This is a genomic window from Pseudocitrobacter sp. 73 (assembly GCF_008369545.1).
In the GTDB taxonomy this organism is placed as follows: domain Bacteria; phylum Pseudomonadota; class Gammaproteobacteria; order Enterobacterales; family Enterobacteriaceae; genus Pseudocitrobacter; species Pseudocitrobacter vendiensis.
In genome coordinates this window covers 84,819-110,694 of record NZ_VTZO01000010.1, presented here as the reverse complement: position 1 = coordinate 110,694, position 25,876 = coordinate 84,819, and the positions used below count along the sequence as shown (strand labels likewise).

General features: G+C 54.1%; 16 protein-coding genes and 1 pseudogene. 8 read left to right on the top strand and 9 right to left on the bottom strand.

The features are described from left to right. Nucleotide 1: 1 nt before the first annotated feature. Nucleotides 2-1,663, bottom strand: coding sequence for an acyl-CoA synthetase FdrA (locus tag F0Q32_RS12260; protein ID WP_149463281.1), 1,662 nt, complete (start codon nucleotides 1,661-1,663; stop codon nucleotides 2-4). Nucleotides 1,664-1,675: 12 nt separating this feature from the next. Further along, on the bottom strand, nucleotides 1,676-2,899 hold the full coding sequence (locus F0Q32_RS12255; protein ID WP_149463280.1) for an MFS transporter: 1,224 nt from the start codon (nucleotides 2,897-2,899) through the stop codon (nucleotides 1,676-1,678). 322 nt (nucleotides 2,900-3,221) lie between these two features. Here F0Q32_RS12255 and F0Q32_RS12250 point away from each other — a divergent pair, with 322 nt between their 5' ends. Further along, the gene (locus F0Q32_RS12250; RefSeq protein ID WP_149463279.1) at nucleotides 3,222-4,124 is read left to right on the top strand and encodes a carbamate kinase; all 903 of its coding nucleotides are present in this window, start codon (nucleotides 3,222-3,224) and stop codon (nucleotides 4,122-4,124) included. Between the two features lie 66 nt (nucleotides 4,125-4,190). Here the strand turns inward: F0Q32_RS12250 and fbaA are convergent, their stop codons facing one another. The 3 genes from fbaA to epd all read right to left on the bottom strand — a co-directional run bounded on the left by fbaA (nucleotide 4,191) and on the right by epd (nucleotide 7,598). After that, nucleotides 4,191-5,270, bottom strand: coding sequence for a class II fructose-bisphosphate aldolase (gene fbaA, locus F0Q32_RS12245; protein ID WP_149463278.1), 1,080 nt, complete (start codon nucleotides 5,268-5,270; stop codon nucleotides 4,191-4,193). A gap of 96 nt (nucleotides 5,271-5,366) precedes the next feature. After that, entirely contained in the window at nucleotides 5,367-6,530 is a 1,164-nt protein-coding gene (gene pgk / locus F0Q32_RS12240; protein ID WP_149463277.1) for a phosphoglycerate kinase, read from the bottom strand. Between the two features lie 48 nt (nucleotides 6,531-6,578). After that, nucleotides 6,579-7,598, bottom strand: coding sequence for an erythrose-4-phosphate dehydrogenase (gene epd / locus F0Q32_RS12235; RefSeq protein WP_149463276.1), 1,020 nt, complete (start codon nucleotides 7,596-7,598; stop codon nucleotides 6,579-6,581). A gap of 994 nt (nucleotides 7,599-8,592) precedes the next feature. Here epd and F0Q32_RS12230 point away from each other — a divergent pair. From F0Q32_RS12230 to F0Q32_RS12210, 5 genes and pseudogenes are all read left to right on the top strand, one after another. Next, a complete protein-coding gene (locus F0Q32_RS12230) occupies nucleotides 8,593-10,224 on the top strand; it encodes a PTS transporter subunit EIIC (RefSeq protein WP_149463275.1) in 1,632 nt (543 codons plus the stop codon). Next, nucleotides 10,224-11,432 carry a CehA/McbA family metallohydrolase gene (locus tag F0Q32_RS12225; protein ID WP_149463274.1) on the top strand — a complete coding sequence of 403 codons (1,209 nt, stop codon included), beginning with the start codon at nucleotides 10,224-10,226 and terminating at the stop codon, nucleotides 11,430-11,432. The genes F0Q32_RS12230 and F0Q32_RS12225 overlap by 1 nt, the downstream gene beginning before the upstream one ends. Nucleotides 11,433-11,435: 3 nt before the next feature. Further along, nucleotides 11,436-13,424 (top strand): DUF5054 domain-containing protein, encoded by a 1,989-nt coding sequence (locus F0Q32_RS12220; protein ID WP_149463273.1) that lies wholly within the window; start codon nucleotides 11,436-11,438, stop codon nucleotides 13,422-13,424. After that, nucleotides 13,421-15,994 (top strand): hypothetical protein, encoded by a 2,574-nt coding sequence (locus F0Q32_RS12215; RefSeq protein WP_149463272.1) that lies wholly within the window; start codon nucleotides 13,421-13,423, stop codon nucleotides 15,992-15,994. Before F0Q32_RS12220 ends, F0Q32_RS12215 begins: the two co-directional genes overlap by 4 nt. A 127-nt stretch (nucleotides 15,995-16,121) precedes the next feature. After that, nucleotides 16,122-17,002: pseudogene (locus tag F0Q32_RS12210) on the top strand (SPFH domain-containing protein). A gap of 43 nt (nucleotides 17,003-17,045) precedes the next feature. Here F0Q32_RS12210 and tkt read toward each other — a convergent pair. Continuing rightward, the gene (gene tkt, locus F0Q32_RS12205; protein WP_149463271.1) at nucleotides 17,046-19,037 is read right to left on the bottom strand and encodes a transketolase; all 1,992 of its coding nucleotides are present in this window, start codon (nucleotides 19,035-19,037) and stop codon (nucleotides 17,046-17,048) included. Nucleotides 19,038-19,317: 280 nt separating this feature from the next. Between tkt and F0Q32_RS12195 the strand changes: the two genes are divergently transcribed. Continuing rightward, on the top strand, nucleotides 19,318-20,076 hold the full coding sequence (locus tag F0Q32_RS12195; protein ID WP_149463270.1) for a M48 family metallopeptidase: 759 nt from the start codon (nucleotides 19,318-19,320) through the stop codon (nucleotides 20,074-20,076). A 492-nt stretch (nucleotides 20,077-20,568) separates the two neighbouring features. Continuing rightward, the gene (locus F0Q32_RS12190; RefSeq protein ID WP_149463269.1) at nucleotides 20,569-21,837 is read left to right on the top strand and encodes an OprD family outer membrane porin; all 1,269 of its coding nucleotides are present in this window, start codon (nucleotides 20,569-20,571) and stop codon (nucleotides 21,835-21,837) included. A gap of 132 nt (nucleotides 21,838-21,969) precedes the next feature. Here F0Q32_RS12190 and F0Q32_RS12185 read toward each other — a convergent pair whose 3' ends face one another. Genes F0Q32_RS12185 through F0Q32_RS12175 form a run of 3 tightly spaced genes read right to left on the bottom strand, consistent with a single transcriptional unit; the run spans nucleotide 21,970 to nucleotide 25,875 of the window. Further along, a complete protein-coding gene (locus tag F0Q32_RS12185; RefSeq protein WP_149463268.1) occupies nucleotides 21,970-23,610 on the bottom strand; it encodes a thiamine pyrophosphate-binding protein in 1,641 nt (546 codons plus the stop codon). Between the two features lie 15 nt (nucleotides 23,611-23,625). After that, nucleotides 23,626-25,095 (bottom strand): aldehyde dehydrogenase, encoded by a 1,470-nt coding sequence (locus F0Q32_RS12180; RefSeq protein WP_149463267.1) that lies wholly within the window; start codon nucleotides 25,093-25,095, stop codon nucleotides 23,626-23,628. 9 nt (nucleotides 25,096-25,104) lie between these two features. Continuing rightward, nucleotides 25,105-25,875 carry an aspartate dehydrogenase gene (locus F0Q32_RS12175; RefSeq protein ID WP_149463266.1) on the bottom strand — a complete coding sequence of 257 codons (771 nt, stop codon included), beginning with the start codon at nucleotides 25,873-25,875 and terminating at the stop codon, nucleotides 25,105-25,107. Between the last annotated feature and the right edge of the window lies 1 nt (nucleotide 25,876).

Here is a 25,876-nt window from a genome sequence, read left to right as displayed (position 1 = left end):
CTTAATGTAACTGTTTGAGAAGACTGGCCAGATGCGCGTTGCCGCCGGCAACAGGCGCCCACTGATAGTGCACAACAGGTGTGCCGCTGCTTTGCAGATCCAGCGCGAAACTGCGTAAACCGGCGTTGATGACCTGCACGCCGTCCAGCAGCGGGTAGCGTTTTTCTGCCGAATGGCTTTCCTGGTGATGCGTCAGGCTAATGGCGAGCAGAATCGCCTCTTCCAGGGTCTCGACGACCGCAACGCCCGCTTCACGAAGTTTTTCGCTTTGTGCGGTGCGACCCTGCGGATCGCCTTCGGTGCCCGTCAGCGTGGCGATAGTGACCAACGGCGCGGCACGGCGTGCGCGTACCTGTTCCAGCGTCTGAACCACCGCTCCCGCTGGGTCTTCACATGCTCCGTAACCGAGCACCACATCCAGCAGCAGCACGCCAACATCCGGCTGTGCGGCCAGTTTTTCGATTTCAATACTGCGGGTAGTCGGGTCAATCATCGGATGTGGCCTGCCGAGGGTGTAACTGTCATCCCCGAGGTCAACAATCCGGTGACCACCAGCGTCCAGCATCACGCCTTGCGCATGGCTTTCACTCACCGGCACATTTAACCCCGCAGAGAGCAGCATCGCCGCTTCCGCCGCCAGGGTTCCTCCGGCATACAGCCCGTAAATACCTTTGCCCGCCACTTCCGGTTGAATCTGCCGCTGCCGCGCGACGCGCATCAGCAATACCGCCAGGCGCGCGGCTTCAGACAACGAGTTCGCCAGCCAGACGTTTCCTTCCCGGTGCTGTTCCGGCTTACTGCCAAGAAAGAGCGCGACGACGGGTTTCCCGACGTTCTGCATCGCCGCGATGATCCGCGTGCGAACCTGTGGTGATGGAGGTTTCGAGACAAAGGCAATCACCTGAGTCGCCTCATCAGAGGCCAGCATCTCAAGCGCGGTCAATGCGCTGAGGCCGCCAATATCGGCACTTAAGTCTCGCCCGCCTAAGCCAATCGCATGACTGATGCCCTGTTGATGCAAGGCCACCTGCGAGGTGATCTCCTGAATGCCCGTCCCCGAGGCGCCAATCACACCGATGCCCCCTTCCGGCAGTACGTTAGCGAACGCCAGCGGGCTCCCGGCAATCATCGCTGTACCGCAGTCTGGCCCCATAACGATAAGCCCGCGTTCACGCGCCAGCGTTTTCAGTTCCAACTCTTGCGCCAGCGGGACGTTATCGGAAAACAACATCACGTTTTTACCTGCCTGCAGCCCCTCTTTTGCCACCGAGGCGGCGTACTCCCCTGCCACCGAGACCAGCAACAGATTAGCCTGCGGTAATTTCTGACATGCGCTTTCCCAACGGCGGGCTTTCAGCAGTTGTTGTGAGCTGCCTGATGCGCTGGCAATAGCGCTGAGTTCTTTCTCCAGTTGCTCACGGATTAAATCCATAATCGCCGGTTGTTCTGTTTCAGTACGTACCGCCACACAGATGTCGTTAGGTGTGGCTTCAGCGAAGTCGTCATGCCAGAAACCGGTCGATTCAAGCATCGATTTATTCGCCGGCGTACCCATCATTACCGATACCTGATCCACTTCCGGACGTTCACTCAATTTGCGGGAAATAATCATCAGGCTGACGGAGTCCTGAAAACTTCCCTTTTTAATAAAGGCGTAAATCATTACCGCTACCTCTTATGTACGTTTTTCTTTTAAAAACAGCATGGCGACCAGACCAATAGCCAATAGAACGGCTGAAACATAAAAACTGGAGGCCAGACTTCCGGTCATATCTCGTGCCGCACCGGCGATAATCGGCGCAAGAATAGATGAACTCATGCCGATGAAATTAAATAAGCCAAAAGCGGTGCTGTAATTATTTTCATCCACGCTGTCAGCCACCAGCGCAACCAATACCGGATCAAGCGCCAGTTTGCCCACCAAACCATAAATACACAGGGCAACAATGACGCCAGTCATATTCGGCATCCAAACGATGGAAAGCATGCTGAGAATGGCAACGGGCACCAGGAACATGATTAATGGTTTCCGTTTACCTAATTTATCTGACAGGCTGGAGAATAACAGTGCGCCTGGAATGGAGATCCACGCCACCAGTGATGAAATAAATCCTGTTTCACTACCGGCGATACCACGCTCACTTTGTAAATAGTAAGGCAGCCAGGTCAGGATAACGAAGAAACCAAACAAGCTACAAAACACCATGATGTAGGTAAGAATTAAATTACGGTTCTTCAGCAGGTCGCTAAATTTCCCTTTTTTAATTGGCTTACCGTCAACTTCTGTTGTGCGTTTCTTCTCTTTGACAAAGAACCAAATAGCCAGACCAACAAGAACCGACGGCACCGCCATAGCATAGAACGGCATCCTCCAGGAATGGCCCTGATCGTAAACCAGCCAGCTTGAGGTCATCAGGCCCAGCGCAATACCAAACGCCATACCACTGTTGATGATCGCACTTCCCAGCGAGCGGAATTTTTTCGGGATCTGCTCTGAAGACAAGCCGTACTGCGGGCCATAATAGGTTCCCTCGCCCGCGCCTGTGACCACGCGAGCAAAAAGTAATGTGTACCAGCTTTTTGCCCAGCCCGTTACCGCAGTAAAAACGCCAAACAAAATAAATCCGGGCACCAACACTTTTTTCTTGCCAATTTTATCGCCAAGGATCCCTGCTGGCACCTGTAATAAGGCGTAAGAAAAATAGAATACTGAATTAAGAATACCTAATTGTGTCCCTGTTAAACCAAACTCTTTTTCCAGCTCGCCCATTACCGGATTAAGAACGGTACGGTCGGCATACATAAAAATCCAGCCCAACCAGAACAGGAATACGGTGACCCACCAGGCCGGTATTCCTTTTCTTTTTGTGACATCAGTCACTTCACATGAATCAGACATAAGTGAACTCCCGGTAATCATTACCGCTGAATGCCTCTGTCAGGAGGCGTGAGGTTTGAACTGACTTAACCATATCGGGGTTAAGTCAGTTTTCATTTGAGCAAAGTCACACTAAAACCATTGTTATAAATTCCTGGTAACTCACTGCATAATTATTAAAAAAAGTCTAATAATCACTTTTAAATTTAGTTATATAAAAACAATTAAAATGGCGAGGATTAACAAGTTATTTTTCGCGATAATTAAATCATTATCGCCATCACAGTGAATAGAAATGAAGAAACTATATTGAGCGCGACATCATCTATTATGTGAGGCAAGAATGAAAAAGAAACTGGTCATTGCCCTTGGTGGTAATGCATTATTACAGCGTGGCGAGATCCTCAGCGCTGAAAATCAGCAGAAAAGCATTCAACTCTTTTCCCAAATGGTGGCGCAACTGGAGCGTGATTATCAGTTGGTGATCGTTCACGGCAATGGCCCGCAGGTTGGTCTGCTGGCGTTGCAGAATGCCGCCTATCAGGATGCGCCTGCCTGGCCGCTGGATATCCTGGTTGCCGAGAGCCAGGGGATGATTGGCTTTGCGATTGCCCAGGAGCTCACGGCCAACAGCAGCGCACCGATCACCACGCTGATGACTCGCGTAGAAGTTGATCCGAATGACGATGCCTTTGCATCGCCAGGCAAATACATCGGGCCCGTATATCCACCAGAGCAGCAGGCAGAACTGCAGGCGCGCTATGGCTGGCAAATGAAGGCAGATGGCCAGTATATTCGCCGCGTGGTTGCTTCCCCCACCCCGTTGAAAATTATCGATAGCGAGGCGATCCGCACGCTAATGGATGACGGGCATCTGGTGATTTGCTGCGGGGGCGGCGGGATTCCGGTCATTGCAAAAGAGGGCGGCTATCAGGGAATCGAAGCCGTCATTGATAAAGATTTGACCGCGGCTGTGCTGGCTCAGGCAATCAACGCCGACCATCTGCTCATTTTGACCGATGCCGATGCGGTGTATGAAAAGTGGGGTACGCCACAGGCCCGCGCTTTACGTCACGTTACCCCTGCGGAACTGGCCCCGTTCGCCGCACCGGATGGAGCGATGGGGCCAAAAGCCGCTGCGGTCATTCAGTTTGTAAAGCAAACAGGAAATGCAGCGTTTATTGGTGCGCTGAAAGATGCGCCACAAATACTTGCAGGAAAAAAAGGCACCTGCATTTCAGTCTAACGATCTGTTCTTTAATCAAAAAAAGGCTTCCCGGAGGAAGCCTTTTATCAATCATGTTGCCTCAAATTACAGAACGTCAACCGCGTTCAGTTCTTTGAAAGCCTGCTCCAGACGCGCGCTCATGCTGGTCTGGCCAGCGCGCAGCCATACGCGCGGATCGTAGTATTTTTTGTTCGGCTGGTCTTCGCCTTTCGGGTTGCCCAGCTGGCCCTGCAGGTAAGCTTCGTTGGTTTTGTAGTAGTTCAGAATACCTTCCCAGGTTGCCCATTGGGTATCGGTATCGATGTTCATTTTCACTACGCCGTAGCTTACGGAATCTTTGATTTCCTGAGCAGAAGAACCGGAACCGCCGTGGAAGACGAAGTTCAGGCTGTTGTGCGGCAGGTTGTGTTTCTTAGAAACATAGTCCTGAGAATCACGCAGGATAGTCGGGGTCAGAACCACGTTACCTGGTTTGTATACGCCGTGTACGTTACCGAAGGAAGCGGCGATGGTGAAACGCGGGCTGATTTTGCTCAGTTCAGTGTACGCGTAGTCAACGTCTTCCGGCTGAGTGTACAGTGCAGACGCGTCCATGTGGCTGTTGTCCACGCCATCTTCTTCACCACCGGTGCAACCCAGTTCGATTTCCAGCGTCATGCCCATTTTGGACATACGCGCCAGGTATTTGGAGCAGATTTCGATGTTCTCGTGCAGAGACTCTTCGGACAGGTCGATCATGTGAGAAGAGAACAGCGGTTTGCCGGTAGCAGCGAAGTGTTTTTCACCCGCGTCCAGCAGGCCGTCGATCCACGGCAGCAGTTTTTTCGCGCAGTGGTCAGTGTGCAGAATAACCGGCACACCGTAGTGCTCTGCCATCTGGTGAACGTGATGCGCGCCAGAGATAGCGCCCATGATAGCTGCGCCCTGAGGAACGTCAGTTTTCACGCCTTTACCCGCGATGAATGCTGCGCCACCGTTGGAGAACTGAACGATAACCGGTGCTTTAACTTTTGCAGCGGTTTCCAGAACGGCGTTGATGGAGTCGGTGCCCACGCAGTTTACTGCTGGCAGTGCAAAGTTATTTTCTTTTGCTACCTGGAACACTTTCTGAACGTCATCACCAGTGATAACACCAGGTTTTACGAAATCAAAAATTTTAGACATGTTTACGAGTCCTATCTGTATCTTCGGCCGTTAGAAAAAGAAGTGCGAGCTATGTAGCGCGCGAAAAACAGGCGGGTTTCCCCGCCTGCTCAAACATTACTTCTTAGCGCGCTCTTCGAGCATTGCAACTGCTGGCAGTACTTTGCCTTCCACGAATTCGAGGAATGCGCCGCCGCCAGTGGAGATGTAGGAGATTTTGTCAGAGATACCGAACAGGTCGATAGCAGCCAGAGTGTCGCCGCCGCCTGCGATGGAGAATGCTTCGCTGTCTGCGATAGCGTTCGCCACGATTTCAGTACCTTTACGGAAGTTCGGGAATTCGAACACGCCAACCGGACCATTCCACAGGATGGTTTTCGCGTTTTTCAGAATTTCAGCCAGCTGCTGTGCAGATGCATCGCCGATATCCAGGATCTGCTCGTCTTCTTTCACGTCAGATACGGATTTCAGAGTCGCTGCCGCAGTTTCGGAGAACTCAGTTGCTACGCGTACATCAGTTGGAACCGGAATGTCACAGGTGGTCAGCAGACGTTTGGCTTCATCAACCAGGTCAGCTTCATACAGAGATTTACCGACGTTGTGGCCTTGAGCGGCAACGAAGGTGTTCGCGATACCACCACCAACGATCAGTTGGTCAGCGATTTTAGACAGAGAGTCCAGAACGGTCAGTTTGGTGGAAACTTTAGAACCACCCACGATAGCCACCATCGGGCGAGCCGGTTCTTTCAGTGCTTTACCCAGCGCGTCCAGTTCAGCAGCCAGCAGCGGGCCTGCGCACGCAACGTCAGCGAATTTGCCGATACCGTGAGTAGAAGCCTGCGCACGGTGAGCAGTACCGAAAGCATCCATTACGAATACGTCGCACAGCGCAGCGTATTTTTTGGACAGTGCTTCGTCGTCTTTTTTCTCGCCTTTGTTGAAGCGAACGTTTTCCAGAACAACCAGTTCACCTGCAGCAACTTCAACGCCATCCAGGTAATCTTTAACCAGACGTACCGGAGCAGACAATTTATCTTTCAGGTAATTAACAACCGGCAGCAGAGAGAATTCTTCGTTGTACTCGCCTTCGGTCGGACGACCCAGGTGGGAGGTTACCATCACTTTCGCGCCTTGTTTCAGGGCCAGTTCGATGGTCGGCAGGGAAGCACGGATACGCGCGTCGCTGGTTACTTTCCCTTCTTTAACTGGTACGTTCAGATCCGCACGGATAAAAACACGTTTACCAGCAAGATCCAGATCGGTCATCTTAATTACAGACATGGTGAATCCTCTCGTTGATTCATAAAGTTTTGCAGACGCATTCGCGTCCTACCTGAAACCTTGTGCGGCCATCGCTAACGTGGTGTCGAGCATTCGGTTAGCAAAGCCCCATTCGTTATCGCACCAGACCAGTGTTTTGATCAGATGCGCCCCACTCACCCGCGTTTGGGTGCCATCGACAATGGCACTGTGCGGATCGTGGTTAAAATCTGTTGAGACCAACGGTAATTCCGTATAGTCAACTATACCATGAAATGCATCCCGTGCTGCTTTTTGCAGCAACTTGTTGACTTCATTAGCGTTTACCGGATTTTTCACCGTTACGCTCAGGTCGATTGCCGTGACGTTAATGGTTGGTACACGCACCGCAATCGCTTCGAATCGGTCATTAAACTGCGGGAAAATACGCGTAATTCCTGCGGCAAGCTTTGTATCAACGGGAATGATCGACTGACTCGCGGCACGCGTGCGGCGCAGGTCCGGATGATAGGCGTCAATCACCTGTTGATCGTGCATCGCGGAGTGAATCGTCGTCACCGTCCCCGACTCAATGCCCCAGGCATCATCCAACAGTTTTATGATGGGGATTATGCAATTCGTGGTACAGGAGGCATTGGAGACAATTCGGTGTTCGGGGCGTAACGCGTCATGGTTCACGCCATAAACCACCGTGGCGTCGAGGTCGTTGCTACCGGGATGTGAAAAGAGCACCTTCTTCGCGCCTGCGGCGATATGCGCTTCGCCGTCCGCTCGACTACCGTACACACCGGTACAATCAAGCACCACATCCACCGACAGTTCACGCCAGGGCAGCGCGTTAATCTCGCGCTCGTGCAGAAGACGAATGCTGTCGTCGCCAACAAACAGCTGTTCCCGTTCCTGGCGAACGTCCCAGGCAAAACGGCCATGGCTGGTGTCATATTTCAACAAATGCGCGATGCCCGCAGCATCCGCCAGTTCATTGATTGCCACCACGGTGATTTCCGCACGGCGTCCGGATTCATACAAAGCACGAACCACGTTACGCCCAATGCGACCGAAGCCATTAATCGCTACGCGTACGGTCATAGGTCTCCTGCAAGGTCATCCCAAAGCAATGTGGCTGACAGAGTAATGCAGCAAATCATTCCGGGAAACCTTACCTGCCACAAACAGTGACTGATTGGTCAAATGTCGAACACTTCATCGACTGAAACGCTTCAGCCAGAATAAGCGAAACCTGGAATAAAAGGAATGATTGTCCAGACAAACGCACCAGGAATCTGACATACATCACATTTCTACAGGAATAATTAGCAGCGTTATGCCAGAACGTGTCGGGCGATGGAATAAAGACCGGGTACGGATTTAGACTATCTTTGAATGAGTGATGAGGCGAAATGAAGGGTAAAATTTGCTCGTCGATGCGTGAATCATCGACAGGTGCAACGGCGCGGGGACTTTTTCCGTGCGGCTCCTTGCACTGAAAAAAGAAAACCCCCGTCGTTGCGGTATAAAAACAGGCAAACTACGGGGGTGATCCATGACACCAGAGATGTCCAGGATAGCCGCTGACGCTTGCCGCTTCAAGCAGGATTTGCGGTATGGATATTCTGAAATTCGCTATGTTGATGGTTGTACTTCATATAACAGTATCGTCAATGATACATAATGATTTACACCCCTCTCCGGTTCATCGCGTTATTTACACGCTAAGCGAAGGAGAAATTCCGTACCGCTATTCTTAATTTGAAACTGGCTAACGTTGTACCTTGACTAGCCCCGCTTCGGCGGAGCTTTTCTTTGCGATAAATAAATACGCACTAATCATAGATATCTTCAATATTTATTTATCGTCGCCCCTGTCACACAATCCCATTTTTACAGTGATAAACTTCCCGTTCGTTTTTAAATAAACACTGCAGCCATGCGGCCTGCGTGGTAACTAATAATTATTAGCGTCATCAATAAAAAATACGCTAATAACATTTGCAATATAAATATAAAAATCCAGAAGGCCGCAAATAAAAACAGAGGAATTCAGCCGATTTATCATCGGAAGATATATTCACAAGGATAATTTATGAAGCAGCAGATGCAAATGATTGGCCAGGCCATGCTGGTCCCTATATCAATTATCACCATTGGCTCCATGTTTATGGGCTTTGGCAGCGCCTTCACGAATACAGAAACCCTTGCAGCGTTGCATCTCTCCTCGCTCATCAGCAAAGGTTCGCCTGGATACATCGCCTTTAGCGTCATGAAAGCCACTGGCGATGTCGTATTTCGCAATCTTCCGCTCTTTTTCTCCATCGGCGTCGCTTTCGGGCTGGCAAAGAAAGAGAAAGCCTGGGCCGCGTTTTCTGGCGCAGTGTGCTTTATGGCGATGCACTATATCCTCAACACACTGTTGGATTCCCAGGGCATCAGCGCGCAGACTACCACCGCAGACTGGTTTATCACTCAGCAGCACATGGACCCGGTAGCGGCCGTACAGAAAGCTTCAATCTATACCACCGAACTGGGCATGTTCACCTATCGCATGAGCGTTTTTGGCGGGATGGCGGTTGGCCTGACCACCGCCTGGCTGCACAATCGTCTGTATAACGTGAAGCTACCGCTGGTGCTTTCATTCTTTGCCGGTACGCGTACGGTACCCATTGTTACGCTGGTTGTTGGGGCGTTGATGGGCGTGGCGCTCTATTTTATCTGGCCCCCCATTGGCTGGATGCTGGCGCATTTCAGTAAAATGATCGGCGATTCCGGTCTGTTCGGCACCTTTATCTGGGCGATTGCTGATAAATCGCTTCTCCCCGTAGGGCTGCACCACCTTATCACGACACCTATCCGCCTGACCGAACTCGGCGGCTCGATGGAAATTTGCGGTAACCTGGTCAGCGGTACCACCAATATTTATATGGCGCAGTTGGGTTGTGAATCCTCGCACGAGCTACTGGTACGCGGTTTTCAGTCTGGCCGCGTGGTGATTCACTTCGGTGCACTGCCGGGTGCCGCCCTGGCGATGTACCACTGTTCACGCTCAAGTCATAAAAAAGTGGTCGCCGGCTTACTGCTCCCCGTCGTCGCAACCATGATGCTGTTTGGCATTACCGAGCCCATTGAATACACCTTTTTGTTCGTCGCGCCATGGCTGTTCTACTTTGTGCACGTACCACTAACTGGCCTGATTTTTGTCTTGTCAGAAATGGCGAATATTTCCGTATATGGCGGCTGTCTGAAAGACATTCTTCCTGTACTGCTTCAGCCGGATAAACTCGATATGTGGGGTTATCTGTGGCTGACCCCGCTCTTCTTCGCCGTTTACTATTTTTTATTCCGCTATCTGATTACGCGCTTTAACGTGATGACCCCAGGCCGCGAAGAGGACGCCGCCGCAGACGAAGGCGTCAGGCTGTTCAGTAAGCAAGACTTTAAAGACAAAGCGAATGCCAGCACGCCGCAAAGCACCCTTTTTGCCCAGCAGATTATTGATGCCCTGGGTGGCCCACAAAATATTTCGCAGTTCGATAACTGTATATCCCGACTCCGCGTCGAGGTCATTGACCCGGCTCGCGTCGCCAGCGACGACGTCTGGAAAAAAAGCCTGCGTGCGAAAGGCGTCGTCCACGTCAGTGAAAAAGGCCTGCAGGTTATTTACGGCGCGGAAGTGGTGATGATTGCCGGCGACTGCAAAGAACTGCTGGGGGAAGCGTAATGGAATCCACTACTCTGCACCAAAGTGTTGTTGCCCATCCTTACGATGAGAAACAGCTCATGCCCGTTACCTTCGAAGTGGACGGCGAGGTCGATAAGCTGATTATCAGCTACCGTTTTAGCGAAGGAAATGTGGTGGATCTGGGCCTCGCACGCGGTGATGAGATCATTGGCTGGAGCGGCGGCGCGAGAAAGGAGTTGGTTATCAGCGAATCATTCGCCACGCCGGGCTACCTCCGAACGCCCATCAGCAAAGGCACCTGGTCGGTGCTGCTCGGTCTGTACAAAATTCGTGGCGAATGCCGCATCGATATCGATATCACTTTGCAGCGCAAAACGGCTCGATGGCTGACGGGCGATACGCATGTCCACTCGGAACACAGCGATGGCAAGCTTTCCGTGGAGGCATTAATTGAGCGCGCGATGGGACTGAACTTCGATTTCCTGTGTCTGACCGATCACAACACCACCTCACAGAACCGGGTGATTGCCGGAATGAACGCGCCGCTGACGCTAATTCCCGGCATGGAACTCACCACCGATCGCGGGCACGTTAACTTTCTTGGTCTGACCCAGCCCGTGGAACGCTTTCTTCCGCATTTTAGCGAGCAAGATATCACGGCCAAAATGGACGAGGCTCGCCGCAACGGCGCACGCATCGGCATCAATCACCCTTTCTGCCACTACTGCCCCTGGATGCTGCCGTTTCGCGGCCACGACTGGCTGGAGCTATGGAATGGCCCATGGGATGCCACCGGCAATGAGATGACCTTCCAGTACTGGTTACAGTTGCTGTACGACGGCATCAAAGTACCGGTTACCGCAGGTAGCGATTTTCATAAAGAGAAAGATCAGATCCTGCCGCGCATCAGCGTACTGACGCAAAGCGCCGAGCGCGAGGATATCTTGCGTGGCCTTGAACGTGGGCAAAGTTATCTGCATAGCGACAGTGAAACCCGGCTAAACCGTTTTGTCATGGGCGACGTCGGTATTGGCGAAACCACGAACAGCCATGTGCTTCAGGTCAATCTCGATACCCGCCCCGACAACCAGGTCATGCTTTACACGCAGAAGAAAATCTATCTGCTCAACAACCGTAACGGCCATATCAATCAGGACGTCGATTGCAGCGACAGCACATTTGCTTTTTTACGGGTTAATCGCGAACAGACAGCCCAGTTGATTACCAACCCCATTTTCAGGGAGTGAAAAATGAAACGCGTACACATTATCTATAAAACACATCTGGACATCGGTTTCACCGATTTTGCGCAGGTGATTGAAGATAAATACCTGAATGAGTTTATTCCGTCGGTCATCAATCTTGCCCAGCAGGTGAACCGCGACGGGCAAAAAAACTTTATCTGGAGCTGCGGCTCCTGGCTCATTCAGCGCTATTTCCAGAAGGCGGATCGCGCGTCTCAGGAGAGGCTTGTCGAGGCAATTAAGCAGGGCGATATTGTCTGGCATGCGCTGCCGTTCACCACCCACAGCGAACTGCTGACACCGCAGCTGTTACAACACGGTCTTTCATACAGTCAGGCGCTGGATGCGCGTTTCGGACGTCACACCATCGCCGCGAAAATGACCGACGTTCCTGGCCATCCTCAAACGCTGATTCCCTGGCTTGCTGATGCGGGCGTTAGTTATCTGCATCTTGGCGTTAACCCGGCATCCTGCCCACCCGACGTGCCGCCGCTGTTCCTGTGGAAATATGGCGACAAGAGTCTGATCGTTAACTACTCCTTCGGCGGCTATGGCAATGAAACCTGGTGCGAAGTGCTGGATGAGCTGTTGGTCTTCTGCCATGCAGAAGATAACTGCTCGCCACCCTCGGCAAGCTATGTATTGCAGCTTATCGACCGCTACCGGGAGCGCTATCCGGAGGCGGAAGTCAGCGCCTCCACGCTCGATAACTTCGCCGCGCGGCTGGAAACCGTGCGTCACATGCTACCGGTGATTGAGGCCGAAATGGGTGACACCTGGAATCACGGAATCGGCACCGACCCGGCAAAAGTCAGCCGCTACCGTCGGGTGACAACCCTGCTTGCACAACTGCCGCAGCCCAATCCGCAGGCGCTGGATGCGCTGCTGATGATCCCGGAGCATACCTGGGGTATGGATCTCAAACTGCATCTTGGCGATTACAACCACTACCTGCCCGAGGAGTTTGATTGCGCGCGTAAGGCCGATAACGTGACCGAACCGATGCCTGAGAAATACGCATTTATTCAGCAGTTTGTCGATAAACTTCCGCACCGTAAAATTCGGGGTTATCGCCATTTTGCCCGGTCGTGGCAGGAGCAGAGAAACTATCTGGAGAGCGCGTTTACCCATCTTCCCGACACGCTGGTGCAGGCAAGCCAGCCCATTCCCGTTGCTGTGGAGGGTGAAGTCACGGCTTCTCGCCTGTTCCGCTTTGGTGATTACACCCTCTCTTTGGCGCAGGATGGTAGCCTGACCTCGCTGCAGATACGCGAAGCTGAACAGCTTCAGGCTCCCCTTGGACGGCTGATTTACCGTCAGGTGGGTTATCAGGAGTATGACCAGTTCCGCGCGCGCTATATGCAAAACATGGAGGTGACCTCCGTCTGGTCGCTCTCCGATTTCACCAAACCAGGCATGGAGCTCTATTCGCGCCCTGTCACCACACAACAGGCGGATTTTGCGCTACACCAGGCCCGCTGGCGTGAAGACGATGAGGCCTGGTATTTACTGGCGATAACACGCCCGATGGCGGACAACAGCATGATCATCCGTCTGCCGGAGGAAATCCGGACCGAATACCGTTTCAGTAAAAGCCACCACGATGTCACCCTGCGCGTCTCGATTTTTGGCAAACAGGCCAACCGCTTGCCGGAGGAGATCTGGCTGCAACTCGGCCTTGCCGAGACACAACACAGCCAGTGCGACAAGCTGGGCTACCCGCTGAACTGGCATAACATCATTAAAAATGGCAACCGCAACCTGCACGCCGTGGAGTCAGCCAGCACCCCGAACTGGACGCTGGAACCCATTGACGCCCCGCTGCTGGCACTGTTCGAACCGCGCGTACTTTGCTTTAACGATCACCCGCAAACCAGCACCAGCCTCTACGGCCAGCTTTACAACAACATCTGGGGCACCAATTTCCCGATGTGGTATGAGGAAGATATTCACGCTGAATATCAATTGCATTTCCACCTGGGAGAAACCGCATGAGCGACGCCCGCACCATCCACGCGGTATCGCACACCCACTGGGACCGCGAATGGTATTTCTCCACGCTCGATACGCAGCTGTTTGCCCTTAAGGCATTCAGCGAGTTAATCGACGCGCTGGAGAACAACCCGCGTTTCGTTTTTCATCTTGATGGACAAAGCTCCATTTTCGATGATTTCGTTCGCCTCAGGCCCGAAATGGCTCAACGCGCTCAGGCATTGGTGGCACAAAAGCGGTTGTTGATTGGCCCTTGGTACACACAACCAGACCTGTTCAACATCAGCACCGAGTCACTGTTCCGTAATCTGCGCATCGGCATTCATCATGCGAATCAGGCGGGTTATTGCATGCAGGTGCTTTATTTGCCCGATACCTTTGGCAGCCACGCGCAGCTTCCTCAAATTGCTCGCGCGTTTGGCCTGCCCGCCATTTTGCTGCGGCGCGGTTATGACCCCGACGTGATGGGCCCAACAGAGCTCAACTGGGAGGCGCTGAATGGCGACAGCGTAACCACCGTCATCACGCCGTTCGGCTATTCACTGGCGCACCCGGAACGCGGCGGTCGCTGGCGAAATTTCTCTCGCCACCATCTGGATGAAGAGACCTTCCCGTTGATCGCGCGAATGAAAACTTTGACGACATCGGCAGATCTTCTCTGCCCGATCGGCGGCGATCAGGTCAGTTGCGACGCAGATTTCGAAAGGCTTATTGAGGAGATCAACCATCACAGTCACGATCGCTGGGAAGTGAGCAGCTATGAACGCTTCTTTGCCACATTAGAGGGCAAAACGTTAGCGCACTGGCGCGGAGAGTTTCGTATCCCACGCCTTGCCCGCGTGCACAAAAGCATTGGCTCGTCACGCTACGACATCAAAAAAGCCAATTTCGATGCCGAAGAGGTCCTGACCCGTCTGGCGGAACCGATGCTGGCAATCGCACGTTTGAACGGCATCGCCCACGGCGACGCACTTCTTGAACAGGCGTGGCGCTGGCTGCTGGAAAGTCACGCTCACGACAGCATGGGCGGCTGCAACAGTGACGAAACCAACCGCGACATCCTTCACCGCTGCCGCCAGGCGCAACAGATTGGCGAAGCGATTTACAGCCTCCACGCGCGTCAGATTCTGGCGAATCTCGCACCAGACAAAAACTATCGCTTCCTGCTCAGCAACGGCACCAGTAGCCCAACCGTCACGGTGCGTCACCAAACGCTCATCACGCCGCAACCCAATTTCAGCGTACTGGATAAAACAGGTCAGCCGCTGCAGGTTGTCTTACGTCAGCAGCAGAAAATTCAGCGCCCGCGTCACGTGTTACTCACCCCGGATGGCGAAGTCGAAACCGAACAGCAGGCGTGGTACTACGAAAATGTGGTGGATATCCTTAATGCGCCCGTTCCGCCGCTGAGTCTGGCGCTATTCTTCGTTGCTCCAGCTTCTGCGCCACAGCCTTTGCTCGTCAGCACGCCGGAAGCGACAGCGATTGAAAATGCGTACTATCGCCTGAGCCTGCACCGCAACGCATTGCGGCTGGAGGACAAAATTCAGGGCCGCGTGCTGGAGCCGCTTCTGCATCTTCACGACATCAGTGACGATGGCGATCTTTATGATTTCTCTCCTCTTCCCGGCGACGACGGTCTGCTCTTTTCGGCATTTCAGCGCGTGGCGATACGCCTTCATCCGGCACATCAGGAGATGCACCTTCGCGCCACGCTCACTTTGCCGGAAGCGCTGAACGACGATCGCCGCACGCGTAGTGAAAACACACGATCTGTCGCCGTAGAACTGATCGTTACGCTCGAAGACGACATCATCCGTTTTGCCATGAGCGTCGATAATCAGGTACGCGAGCATCGCCTGCAGCTGCGTTTTAACAGCGGAAAAGTGATCAGAGCGGTAAACGCCGACGTGCCTTTCGGTTCAATCGCGCGCGAAAACCAGGCCATCAACAGCGCGGCGGGGTTTGCCGAAATGCCTGTCGATATCGAACCGTTTATGCACCAGCTTAGCGCGCATCCTGATTTCCATTTTTTTGCACGTGGCCTGAAAGAGTATGAATATCACGGGCAGGAGTTGCGGGTGACGCTGTTTCGCGGCACCGGCAATCTTGGCAAAGATGATCTGCTTTATCGTCCGGGTCGCGCCTCCGGGCAGCGGATGGCAACACCCGAAGGCAACCTCATTGGTAAGCTGCATTTTGAATTTGCACTCTGCCTGGCAGGGCTCTCGCCTGCACAGCTTGCCATTCGTCAGCAACACTACAGCTTCTCGCCGGTACTCTGGCAATGGCAGCACGATCGTAGCTGTCTGCATCGACTGGATAATTTTGATCTGCATATTCCGCGGCAGGAAATGGCACGGTTGAAAATTCTGAACGCGCTACCAGAAGGATTCATCGTTAGCGGCGTAGACGTGCTGTACGGGCAAACGCTGGTGCGGCTTTACAACCCTTCAGCAGAGGAATTACCGATTCCCGCGCCGTGGCTGCCGCATCTGTGCAACGCCATGGGCGAGCCGGAGGAAAAAAACCGGTTACGGGGTTATGATCATTTAACACTTAAAGTGGAGTAAAAAGGGAGTGCCCGGTCGTTTTACCACCGGCCGGGCTTCCCTTTATGAATTCTGAAAGTGCATTGGTGCGCTTCAATCCCCACACTTCTTATGCCATCGTCCGGTTTTTAACTCACGGATGAAAGCCATGAAAGCGCCTGCCCTAAAGTTACCTTTTCAGCCCCAAAAAATTGTATTCATCACCTTTTCGGGACTCATTATTCTTTTCCTGATGCTTCTCTCCTGGTACACCGTCAACGAAGGTGAACGCGGTATTCTCTTGCGTTATGGAAAAATTGTGAAAGTCGCCGAGCCGGGTCTCGGGTTTAAAATCCCGTTTATCGAAAGCGTGGAAAAGATCTCCACTCGTAATCAGGCCGTGGTTTATCAGGGGCTTCAGGCTTACAGTCGCGATCAACAGCCCGCGCAAATGACCGTATCCGTCAGCTTCCATATTCCGCCTTCAGAAGCTGGCGCGGTCTACACCACCTACAACACTATTGACGCACTTAAAGACAGGCTGATTGTCCGCCAGCTTCCTACACAGCTGGAAAACGTATTTGGTCAGTACACCGCCATCAGCGCGGTACAGGATCGTACAAAGCTGGTGCAGGATCTGCAAAACGCGATGCGTAAAGCCGTCATTGGCCCGGTAGTTATCGATGGGGTACAAATTGAAAATATCGATTTTTCCGACGCTTATGAAAAATCGATTGAAGACAGGATGAAGGCGGAAGTCGCCATTGCCACCCGTAAGCAAAATCTGGAGACCGAAAAAATCCAGGCGCAGATAGCCATCACCCAGGCGCAGGCAGAAGCCGAAAGTAAGCTGGCCTCAACCAAAGCCGAAGCAGAGACCATTCGTTTAAAAGGGGCAGCAGAAGCAGAAGCCATTCGTCTGCGCGGAGAGGAGAAGCGCTGCGCGATAACCCGAATCTCATCGCGCTAACGACTGCTGAACGCTGGAACGGTAAACTGCCGGATACCATGATTCCGGGTGCAACGGTGCCGTTTATATCGACGAAATAAAAAAGGGCCGCTTTCGCGGCCCTTCTCACAAGTATCTAACCGATTACAGCAGCGCTTTTGCTTTCGCAACAACGTTGTCAACGGTGAAGCCGAACTCTTCAAACAGCAGCTCTGCCGGCGCAGACTCACCGAAGGTGGTCATGCCGACGATCGCGCCGTTCAGGCCAACGTATTTGAACCAGTAGTCTGCGATACCGGCTTCCACAGCAACGCGTGCGGAAACGGCTTTCGGCAGTACAGATTCACGGTAAGCCGCATCCTGCTTGTCGAATGCGTCAGTAGACGGCATGGAAACCACGCGCGCTTTCACGCCTTCGGCAGTCAGTTTTTCGTATGCCGCTACGGCCAGTTCAACTTCAGAACCGGTTGCGATGAAGATCAGTTCCGGCTGGCCGGCACAGTCTTTCAGCACATAACCGCCGCGCGCGATGTTTGCCAGTTGCTCTTCAGTACGTTCCTGCTGCGCCAGGTTCTGACGGGAAAGGATCAGCGCAGTCGGGCCGTCCTGACGCTCAACGCCATATTTCCACGCAACCGCGGATTCAACCTGGTCACATGGACGCCATGTGGACATGTTCGGGGTCACGCGCAGAGAAGCGACCTGCTCAACCGGCTGGTGAGTCGGGCCATCTTCGCCCAGACCGATGGAGTCGTGGGTATAAACCATCACCTGACGCTGTTTCATCAGCGCAGCCATACGAACGGCATTACGCGCGTATTCAACGAACATCAGGAAGGTAGAGGTGTACGGCAGGAAACCACCGTGCAGGGAGATACCGTTGGCGATCGCGGTCATACCGAATTCACGTACACCGTAATGGATGTAGTTACCGGCAGTATCTTCGTTGATAGGCTTAGAACCAGACCACAGGGTCAGGTTAGACGGAGCCAGGTCAGCGGAGCCGCCGAGGAATTCCGGCAGCAGCGGGCCGAACGCTTCAATCGCATTCTGAGACGCTTTACGGCTGGCGATTTTCGCCGGGTTAGCCTGCAGTTTTGCGATGAATTCGTTGGCTTTCGCATCGAAGTCAGACGGCATTTCGCCTTTCATACGACGGGTGAATTCAGCAGCTTCCTGCGGGAAGGCTTTCGCGTAGGCAGCGAATTTATCATTCCAGGCAGATTCTTTGGCCTGACCTGCTTCTTTCGCATCCCACTGCGCGTAAATTTCAGACGGGATTTCGAACGGCGCGTATTTCCAGCCCAGTTTTTCGCGGGTCAGCGCGATTTCAGCGTCGCCCAGCGGCGCACCATGGGAGTCATGGGTACCGGCTTTGTTCGGCGAACCGAAACCGATAATGGTTTTGCACATCAGCAGGGACGGTTTGTCAGTCACTGCGCGCGCTTCTTCTACTGCGCGTTTGATGGAATCAGCATCGTGGCCATCAACACCGCGAACAACGTGCCAGCCGTAAGCTTCAAAACGTTTAGCGGTATCGTCGGTGAACCAGCCTTCAACGTGACCATCGATAGAGATACCGTTGTCATCGTAGAACGCAACCAGTTTGCCCAGTTTCAGGGTACCTGCCAGAGAACATACCTCGTGAGAGATACCTTCCATCATGCAACCGTCGCCCATGAACGCATAGGTGAAGTGGTCAACGATGTCGTGGCCCGGACGGTTGAACTGCGCCGCCAGCGTTTTTTCTGCAATCGCCATACCGACCGCATTCGCAATACCCTGACCCAGCGGACCCGTAGTGGTTTCTACACCGGCGGTGTAGCCCACTTCCGGGTGACCCGGAGTTTTGGAGTGCAGTTGACGGAAGTTTTTCAATTCTTCCATCGGCAGATCGTAACCTGTGAGGTGCAGCAGGCTGTAGATCAGCATGGAGCCGTGGCCGTTGGACAGCACGAAGCGGTCACGGTCAGCCCAGGAAGGGTTCTGTGGGTTGTGGTTCATGAAATCACGCCACAGGACTTCGGCAATGTCAGCCATACCCATCGGGGCACCCGGGTGACCGGATTTGGCTTTCTGTACTGCGTCCATGCTCAGCGCACGAATAGCATTAGCAAGCTCTTTACGTGAGGACATTTTGACTCCAGTTCGGACTGTTGAAGGCTATGCCCCTTAACGACTTGACGACCGCGCGTTATGGGCTACGCCAGAAAAAAGTGCCAACAATGTAACCCAAGCGACAAGTCATGTACATGGACCATCCTTTTGCCGCTTCAGAAATCTCCGGAACAGGGCACACTCTGTGCAAACCTCTCGCTCATCTTTAAGGATTTTCTTTATACTTAGCTACAATCCCGCTCCGTTTACCTGGAGCACTTTTACACATTTATATCGATAAGCGAGTTCGGTAAACATCATGAAAACACGCACAATCGTGCTGGCTCTGGGCGCTTCACTGCTGCTGAGCGGCTGTCAGAATATGGATTCAAACGGCATGTTAAACTCCGGCGCGGGTGCCTTTCAGGCCTTTTCGCTGAGTGATGAGCAGGTACAGTCGTTAAGCGATCAGGCCTGTAAGGATATGGACAGTAAAGCAACCATCGCTCCGGCCAGTAGCGAGTACACAGTACGCCTGAATAAAATCGCCGCGGCATTGGGCAATGACATCAACGGTCAACCGGTAAACTACAAAGTGTACGTCGCCAAAGACGTCAACGCTTTCGCCATGGCAAATGGCTGCATCCGCGTTTACAGCGGATTGATGGACTTGATGAACGATAATGAAGTTGAAGCTGTTATTGGTCACGAAATGGGTCACGTTGCATTAGGTCACGTGAAAAAAGGAATGCAGGTGGCCATTGGCACAAATGCCTTGCGCGCCGCGGCGGCTTCGGCAGGTGGAATTGTCGGCAGTCTTTCCCAGTCTCAATTAGGCGATTTGGGTGAAAAACTGGTCAACGCCCAGTTTACACAGCGCCAGGAATCCGAAGCGGATGATTACTCTTATGACCTGCTGCGTAAACGCGGGATCAACCCAACCGGCCTTGCCACCAGCTTTGAAAAACTGGCGAAACTGGAAGACGGTCGTCAGAGTTCCATGTTCGACGATCACCCGGCATCGCAGGAACGTGCGGCGCACATTCGTCAGCGTCTGGCGGCAGACGGGATTAAGTAACTCCCCCTCACCCTAACCCTCTCCCTGAGGGAGAGGGAACAGTTCTGCACCGGTTTTCTCCCTCTCCCCGTGGGAGAGGGCCGGGGTGAGGGCATCAGCGCGCACATTCCCTCCCGTTCATCCTCGTTATGAATATTTGTTCAAAGCTAATGCATTTATTTTATTCATCATTAAATCGCATCAATCGCTAATTAAACAGCACGATTTGCTAACAACAACTGAAAATTTCCAAATAAATAATTTCAAAAGATCGCGTTTCAAAAGATATTTATTTTGCCATTTACAAACTTCATGTTCATTCTCTCCTTGAGAATAAACCAATGCCATATAATCCATAGTCCATCCCCTGTAAGCCTTGCCAGCAGGGGCCTGACATACCCGGCAATAACGAAGAAACATTTACACACATAATGATTGCAATCGTTATTCATTCAGGAGAATATCGCGAGGAACTCAATACTTTTAATATAGACAGACAGAGACGTTCCCGCCGTGAAAAATAAATTATCGTTAATTGCATTAGGCCTGATCGCCGCTACACCTGCATTTGCCAGCCAGCAATCCGAAAGCCAGGGCTTTGTTGATGACAGCCATTTAGACGTATTTTTGCGCAATGCGTATATCAACCGTGATTATCAGGATGGGCTGAAAGATAAAGCCGAATGGGGTCAGGGTATTATCGCGACTTTCGAATCTGGTTTCACCCAGGGTGTGGTGGGTTTTGGCGTTGACGGTATTGCGCAGTATGGCGTGCGTCTGGACGGTGGCCGTGGCCGCAGCGGCGCGGGCGGGATCGACTTCTTCGCCCAGGATAACGATGGTCGCGCGAAATCTGACCTCGCGAAATTTGGCGCGACGGTTAAAGCCCGTTTCTCGAATACCGTACTGAGCTACGGTACCCAGCGCCCGGCGCTGCCGATTCTGACGGCGGATGATTCTCGTCTGTTATACGAAACCTACACCGGTACCCTGTTGACCTCTAAAGAGATCGATGGCCTGGAAGTGAACGCCGGTCACTTTACCGACGAACAGCGTAAGAGTGACGATAGCCATAACTCCGGCCTCGAAAGCATCTCCTTCGGCGGCGCGAGCTATCAGTTTAACGACCAGTTCAGCGGGGCAATCTATGCGTCTCACATTGAAGATGTGATGAACAAACAGTACCTGGGCCTGAACTACAAACAACCGTTCAGCACCGGCCAGCAGTTGGTTCTTGATTTCAACGGTTATAACTCTCGCCTGACTCCGGGCTATGCTGAATCGCTGGACACCGGCCGCAGCAACAGCATCTGGAGCCTGGCTGCCAGCTATATCTGGGATATTCATACCTTTAAAATTGCTTACCAGCAGAGCAGCGGCAGCACTGGCTATAACTATGGCGGTTACCGTAATCAGGGCGGCGTAGGCGATGGCGGCAACACCATCTGGCTGGCGAACTCCTACTGGTCCGATTTTAACGGGGAAGACGAACGTTCATGGCAGGCATCTTACGGCCTGGACTTCGCGGGTCTCGGTTTACCGGGCCTGAGCTGGACCACCGCTTACGTGCGCGGCGATAACATCAAAACCTCGCAGACCAGCAACGGTAAGGAACACGAATGGTTCAACCAGGTGCAATACCAGGTTCAGGACGGCGTGGCGAAGGATCTGAAATTCAAAGTCCGTTACTCCGTACTGCGCGTCTCTAACAACGCCAGCGACTATAACGTGAGCGGGAACGAAGTTCGCGTGTACGTCGAGTATCCGTTCAACGTATTCTGATATAAACCGCCCCTCACCCTGCCCTCTCCCAAAGGGAGAGGGTAAAACCCTGCGCAAAATGTCACATCTCGCGTTGTTTGTTCCCTCAGCCCTTTGGGAGAGGGTTAGGGTGAGGGGGAAAAAGACCGCACCTTAATACAACGTCTTCTGCGGCGGCCCGGCAAAACGCAACGCGCCAATCTCACCCATTCGCACTTCCACCACCGACGGCCCCGGCATCGCCAGCGCTTCGGTCATCGCCGCCTGGAAATCTTCCGCACGGTTCACCGTCCACGCCTGTAAGCCAATGGCCTGCGCCAGCGCGGTAAAGTCCGGCGTGTGCAGTTCGTTATAGTACTGGCGACCACCGAAGTATTTGTCCTGAATACCGCGCATCACGCCGTAGCCGCCGTCATTCATAATCAGCAGCGTGACGTTGGCTTTTTCCTGCGCCAGCGTCGCCAGTTCACCCAGGTTCAGGCTCAGACCGCCATCGCCCACCAGCCCCACTACTTTGTGCTGCGGATTCGCAATTGCGGTGCCAATCGCCATCGGCAGCCCCATCCCAATTGCTCCGGCGAGGGAGTGGATGTTTTTCAATGGTTGATGCGCCCGGAACAGACGACTGCCCCACAGGCTGCCGGAAACGGTGATATCACGCACCAGAATGCCATCGTCCGGCAGCGCATGTTCAATGGCGTCATTCAGCCCGGCATACGCGCCACACTGCTCGCGCAACCCCTGCTCTGCTGCCACGACCGCCTGTTGCACCTGCTCATCCCACGCGCTGTTGCCCCATTCACGCCCCTGCACTTTTGCAGCTAACGCCGTCAGCAATGCGCCGCAGTCCGCGATAATGGTTTGATCCATCAGGTAATTCCGGCTTGCCGCCGCCGGGTCGATATCAACCTGCACACGCGGTTCCGGCAGCGTCAGCGTCCAGGAGCGGGTTTCATTACTGCGCAGACGCGAGCCCGCCACCAGGGTGAAATCACAGGTTTCCATCATCGCTTCCACGGAAGGTGAGTTATGGAACGCACGAAGGCTGGCGCGGTGATTATCTGGTAACACACCGCGGGCATGGGTGCTGGAAATGACCGTCATCCCGGCATCGGCTAGCGTCTTGACTGCCGCAGCGCTCGACAGCGCGCCGCCGCCCAACCACAGCAGCGGTTGCTTCGCCTGCTTAAGCTGCGCCCACAGCGCATCAACGGTTGCGGTGTCCGCCGCCGCAGGTGTCGCCGGACGCACCGCCGCCGTCACCAGCGAAGCGGGAATTTTCGCACCCTGTATATCGATAGGGATTTCCACCGACACCGGGCCACACGGCGGTGTCTGTGCGTCCTGAATCGCTTTATGCAGAATCGCTATCGCCTGATTGGCATTGCTGATGCGGTAGGCGCGTTTTGAGCTGGCCTTCAGAAAAGTCAACTGGTCGCGCGTCTCGTGAATAAACCCGGTATCCGCATCCAGCCAGGCTTTTTCCACCTGGCCAGTCAGATGCAGCAGCGGCGTACAGGCATTCATCGCCTCAACCAGCGCGCCAACCGCATTGCCCGCACCTGCGCCGGTGCTGGTCAGCGCCACACCCAGGCCGGAAAAACGCCCGTGCGCATCCGCCATCGTCACCGATCCCGCTTCCCCGCGCGCCGGGACGAAACGGATATTGCCGCGCTGCCCGACGGCATCGGCAATCGGCAGGTTGTGGATTGAGATAACGCCGTAGATGGCATCTACCTGATACTGCTCCAGCGTTCTGGCAATGGCCTCGCCGACGGAAATCATTTCACTCATAACTCACCCTTATTCTTAGTCGCACCAGCGGTTGACGCTATTGCCTGTCGCCAGATAAATGCTCTTTTGTTGCATCCAGGCTTTCAGCCCCTGAATACCCTTTTCGCGGCCCAGACCGCTCTCTTTAAAGCCCCCGAACGGGGTCGAAATGGCAAAAACTTTGTAGGTGTTGATCCACACCGTACCCGCTTCCAGCCGCTCGCTTAAGCGCAGCGCTCGCCCGGTGTCGCGTGTCCAGATCCCCGCCGCCAGCCCGTAAACCGATGAGTTCGCCTGTGAAATCAGCGCCTCTTCGTCGGCAAACGGCATAGCCACCAGCACCGGGCCAAAAATCTCTTCCTGACAGACACGTGCCTGATTATTCAGGCCATCGATAATCGTCGGCTGGAAATAGCTGCCACTGGCAAGCGCCGGGTCAGCGGGAATTTCACCGCCACACAGCACGCGCCCGCCCTCTTTCTGCGCCAGCGCGACGTAATCCATCACGCTTTTACGGTGCTTTTCGTTAATCAGCGGCCCAATGTGCGTGCCTTCCTGATGAGGGTGCCCAACGCGCAGCCCACGGGTTAATTCCAGCAGCCGTGCCATCAGCGGTTGATAAACTGATTCGTGAATAAACAGACGCGAACCGGCGATACACGCCTGCCCTGCCGAACTGAAAATGCCGTAGCAAATGCCGCGCGCCGCCTGTTCGATATCGGCATCTTCCAGCACGATGGTCGGCGATTTGCCGCCCAGCTCCAGCGAGGCGGGGATCAGTTTTTCCGCCGCCACGTGCGCCAGATGCCGCCCGGTGGTCGTGCCACCGGTGAAAGAGATTTTGCGAATCTGAGGATGGCGCGCCAGCGCATCGCCAATCACCGAGCCTTTCCCCGGCAACACGCTCAACAGCCCGGCGGGAAGCCCTGCCTGTTCAAAAATACGTGCCAGTTCAAGCGCCATCAGCGGCGTGGCTTCCGCCGGTTTGAGGATAACCGCGTTGCCCGCCGCAATCGCCGGAGCGACCTTCTGCATTTCGCTGGCAATCGGCGAGTTCCACGGCGTAATGGCCGCGACGACGCCCAGCGGCTCATAGCGACTGAGGGTTAATACCTCCGCCATGCGCGGGGTCGGTAGCTCGCCTTCCAGCAGTTCGCAGGCCGCCGCAAAATAACGCGCCGTTCCCGCCGCACTCAGTACCAGGCCGCGCGCTTCCGCCAACGGTTTGCCGTTGTCGCGGCTTTGCATCAGGGCCAGTTCATCCACGCGCGATTCAATAATGTCCGCCACGTTGTGCAGCACTTTCGCCCGCTGATGCGGCAGCGCAGTGCGCCATGCCGGGTCACGCCAGGCGCGCTCTGCGCTTTTCACCGCGTCATTCAGATCGTCGATGCTGGCAGCGTTGAGGGTGGCGTTTAGCGAACCGTCCGCCGGGAAGGTGCTCTGCATCGCTTCACCGTTACCACGTCGCCAGGCTCCGCCAACAAAAATAGAGAGTTCTTGCATATCAGCCTCTTAGCACTGAGCCAGTTCACGGCAGGCGCGCACCGCGCTCAGTGCTGCCAGAGTGGAGGTTTTCGGGTTACTGGCGAGCGGCAAGCCGCTGAGTTCGAGGTGGAATTCGCCAAACAGCCCCTCAACGTGCAGGGTGTGGGTGTTACGTTTCGTCGCCGGATCAACCATTAACTGAACACGGGTGTCATCCATACCCACACCGCCCAGCGCCACGGTTGCCGCCACGTTGGCATTCGCCGGGAAGAGGCGTGCGGCTTCCCGCGCACTGCCTTCGAAAAAGATTTGCGCTTCCTGCACTGTCGCCAGGTCAATCAGTTGCTCGGCGTAGCTCCCGCGCCAGCTGGCCGGGCTTTTACGCGACTGATAGGTCACGCGCTGCAAGCCGCCTTCTCTCGCCGCCGATAAACCGTCGATACCCGCCACCGCGCCCGCCAGCAGAGTTAATTTCCCGCCTGCGTTCAGCAACCGCTGTTCGAGTTCGCTATCGGCCAGCGCCCCAGTGGAGACAACCGCCAGATGCCAGCCGCGTTTGAGGACCGCTTCGCCGTACTGCGCGACCGCCTGCTGACTGGCACACTCCAGCACCAGATCTGGCGCGGCATCGCATGCCAGCGGATCAACCAGCGGGACTACCTCACCGTGAAAACGGTCGAGGATCGCCTGATGATGTGATTCCCGCGCCACGATCCAGCCGATCGCCACGTTGTCCGGTAAACGTTCGATCACCGCCTGCGCCATCGCGCCGTAGCCAATTAACATGATCTTTTTCATC

Excerpts from the sequence above, each read along its gene's own strand:
- F0Q32_RS12180 (WP_149463267.1), bottom strand. The coding sequence starts at position 25,095 with ATGCAAGAACTCTCTATTTTTGTTGGCGGAGCCTGGCGACGTGGTAAC.
- F0Q32_RS12230 (WP_149463275.1), top strand. The coding sequence starts at position 8,593 with ATGAAGCAGCAGATGCAAATGATTGGCCAGGCCATGCTGGTCCCTATA.
- F0Q32_RS12175 (WP_149463266.1), bottom strand. The coding sequence starts at position 25,875 with ATGAAAAAGATCATGTTAATTGGCTACGGCGCGATGGCGCAGGCGGTG.
- F0Q32_RS12215 (WP_149463272.1), top strand. The coding sequence starts at position 13,421 with ATGAGCGACGCCCGCACCATCCACGCGGTATCGCACACCCACTGGGAC.
- fbaA (WP_149463278.1), bottom strand. The coding sequence starts at position 5,270 with ATGTCTAAAATTTTTGATTTCGTAAAACCTGGTGTTATCACTGGTGAT.
- F0Q32_RS12250 (WP_149463279.1), top strand. The coding sequence starts at position 3,222 with ATGAAAAAGAAACTGGTCATTGCCCTTGGTGGTAATGCATTATTACAG.
- epd (WP_149463276.1), bottom strand. The coding sequence starts at position 7,598 with ATGACCGTACGCGTAGCGATTAATGGCTTCGGTCGCATTGGGCGTAAC.
- F0Q32_RS12220 (WP_149463273.1), top strand. The coding sequence starts at position 11,436 with ATGAAACGCGTACACATTATCTATAAAACACATCTGGACATCGGTTTC.
- tkt (WP_149463271.1), bottom strand. The coding sequence starts at position 19,037 with ATGTCCTCACGTAAAGAGCTTGCTAATGCTATTCGTGCGCTGAGCATG.
- F0Q32_RS12255 (WP_149463280.1), bottom strand. The coding sequence starts at position 2,899 with ATGTCTGATTCATGTGAAGTGACTGATGTCACAAAAAGAAAAGGAATA.
- F0Q32_RS12225 (WP_149463274.1), top strand. The coding sequence starts at position 10,224 with ATGGAATCCACTACTCTGCACCAAAGTGTTGTTGCCCATCCTTACGAT.
- F0Q32_RS12260 (WP_149463281.1), bottom strand. The coding sequence starts at position 1,663 with ATGATTTACGCCTTTATTAAAAAGGGAAGTTTTCAGGACTCCGTCAGC.
- pgk (WP_149463277.1), bottom strand. The coding sequence starts at position 6,530 with ATGTCTGTAATTAAGATGACCGATCTGGATCTTGCTGGTAAACGTGTT.
- F0Q32_RS12185 (WP_149463268.1), bottom strand. The coding sequence starts at position 23,610 with ATGAGTGAAATGATTTCCGTCGGCGAGGCCATTGCCAGAACGCTGGAG.
- F0Q32_RS12195 (WP_149463270.1), top strand. The coding sequence starts at position 19,318 with ATGAAAACACGCACAATCGTGCTGGCTCTGGGCGCTTCACTGCTGCTG.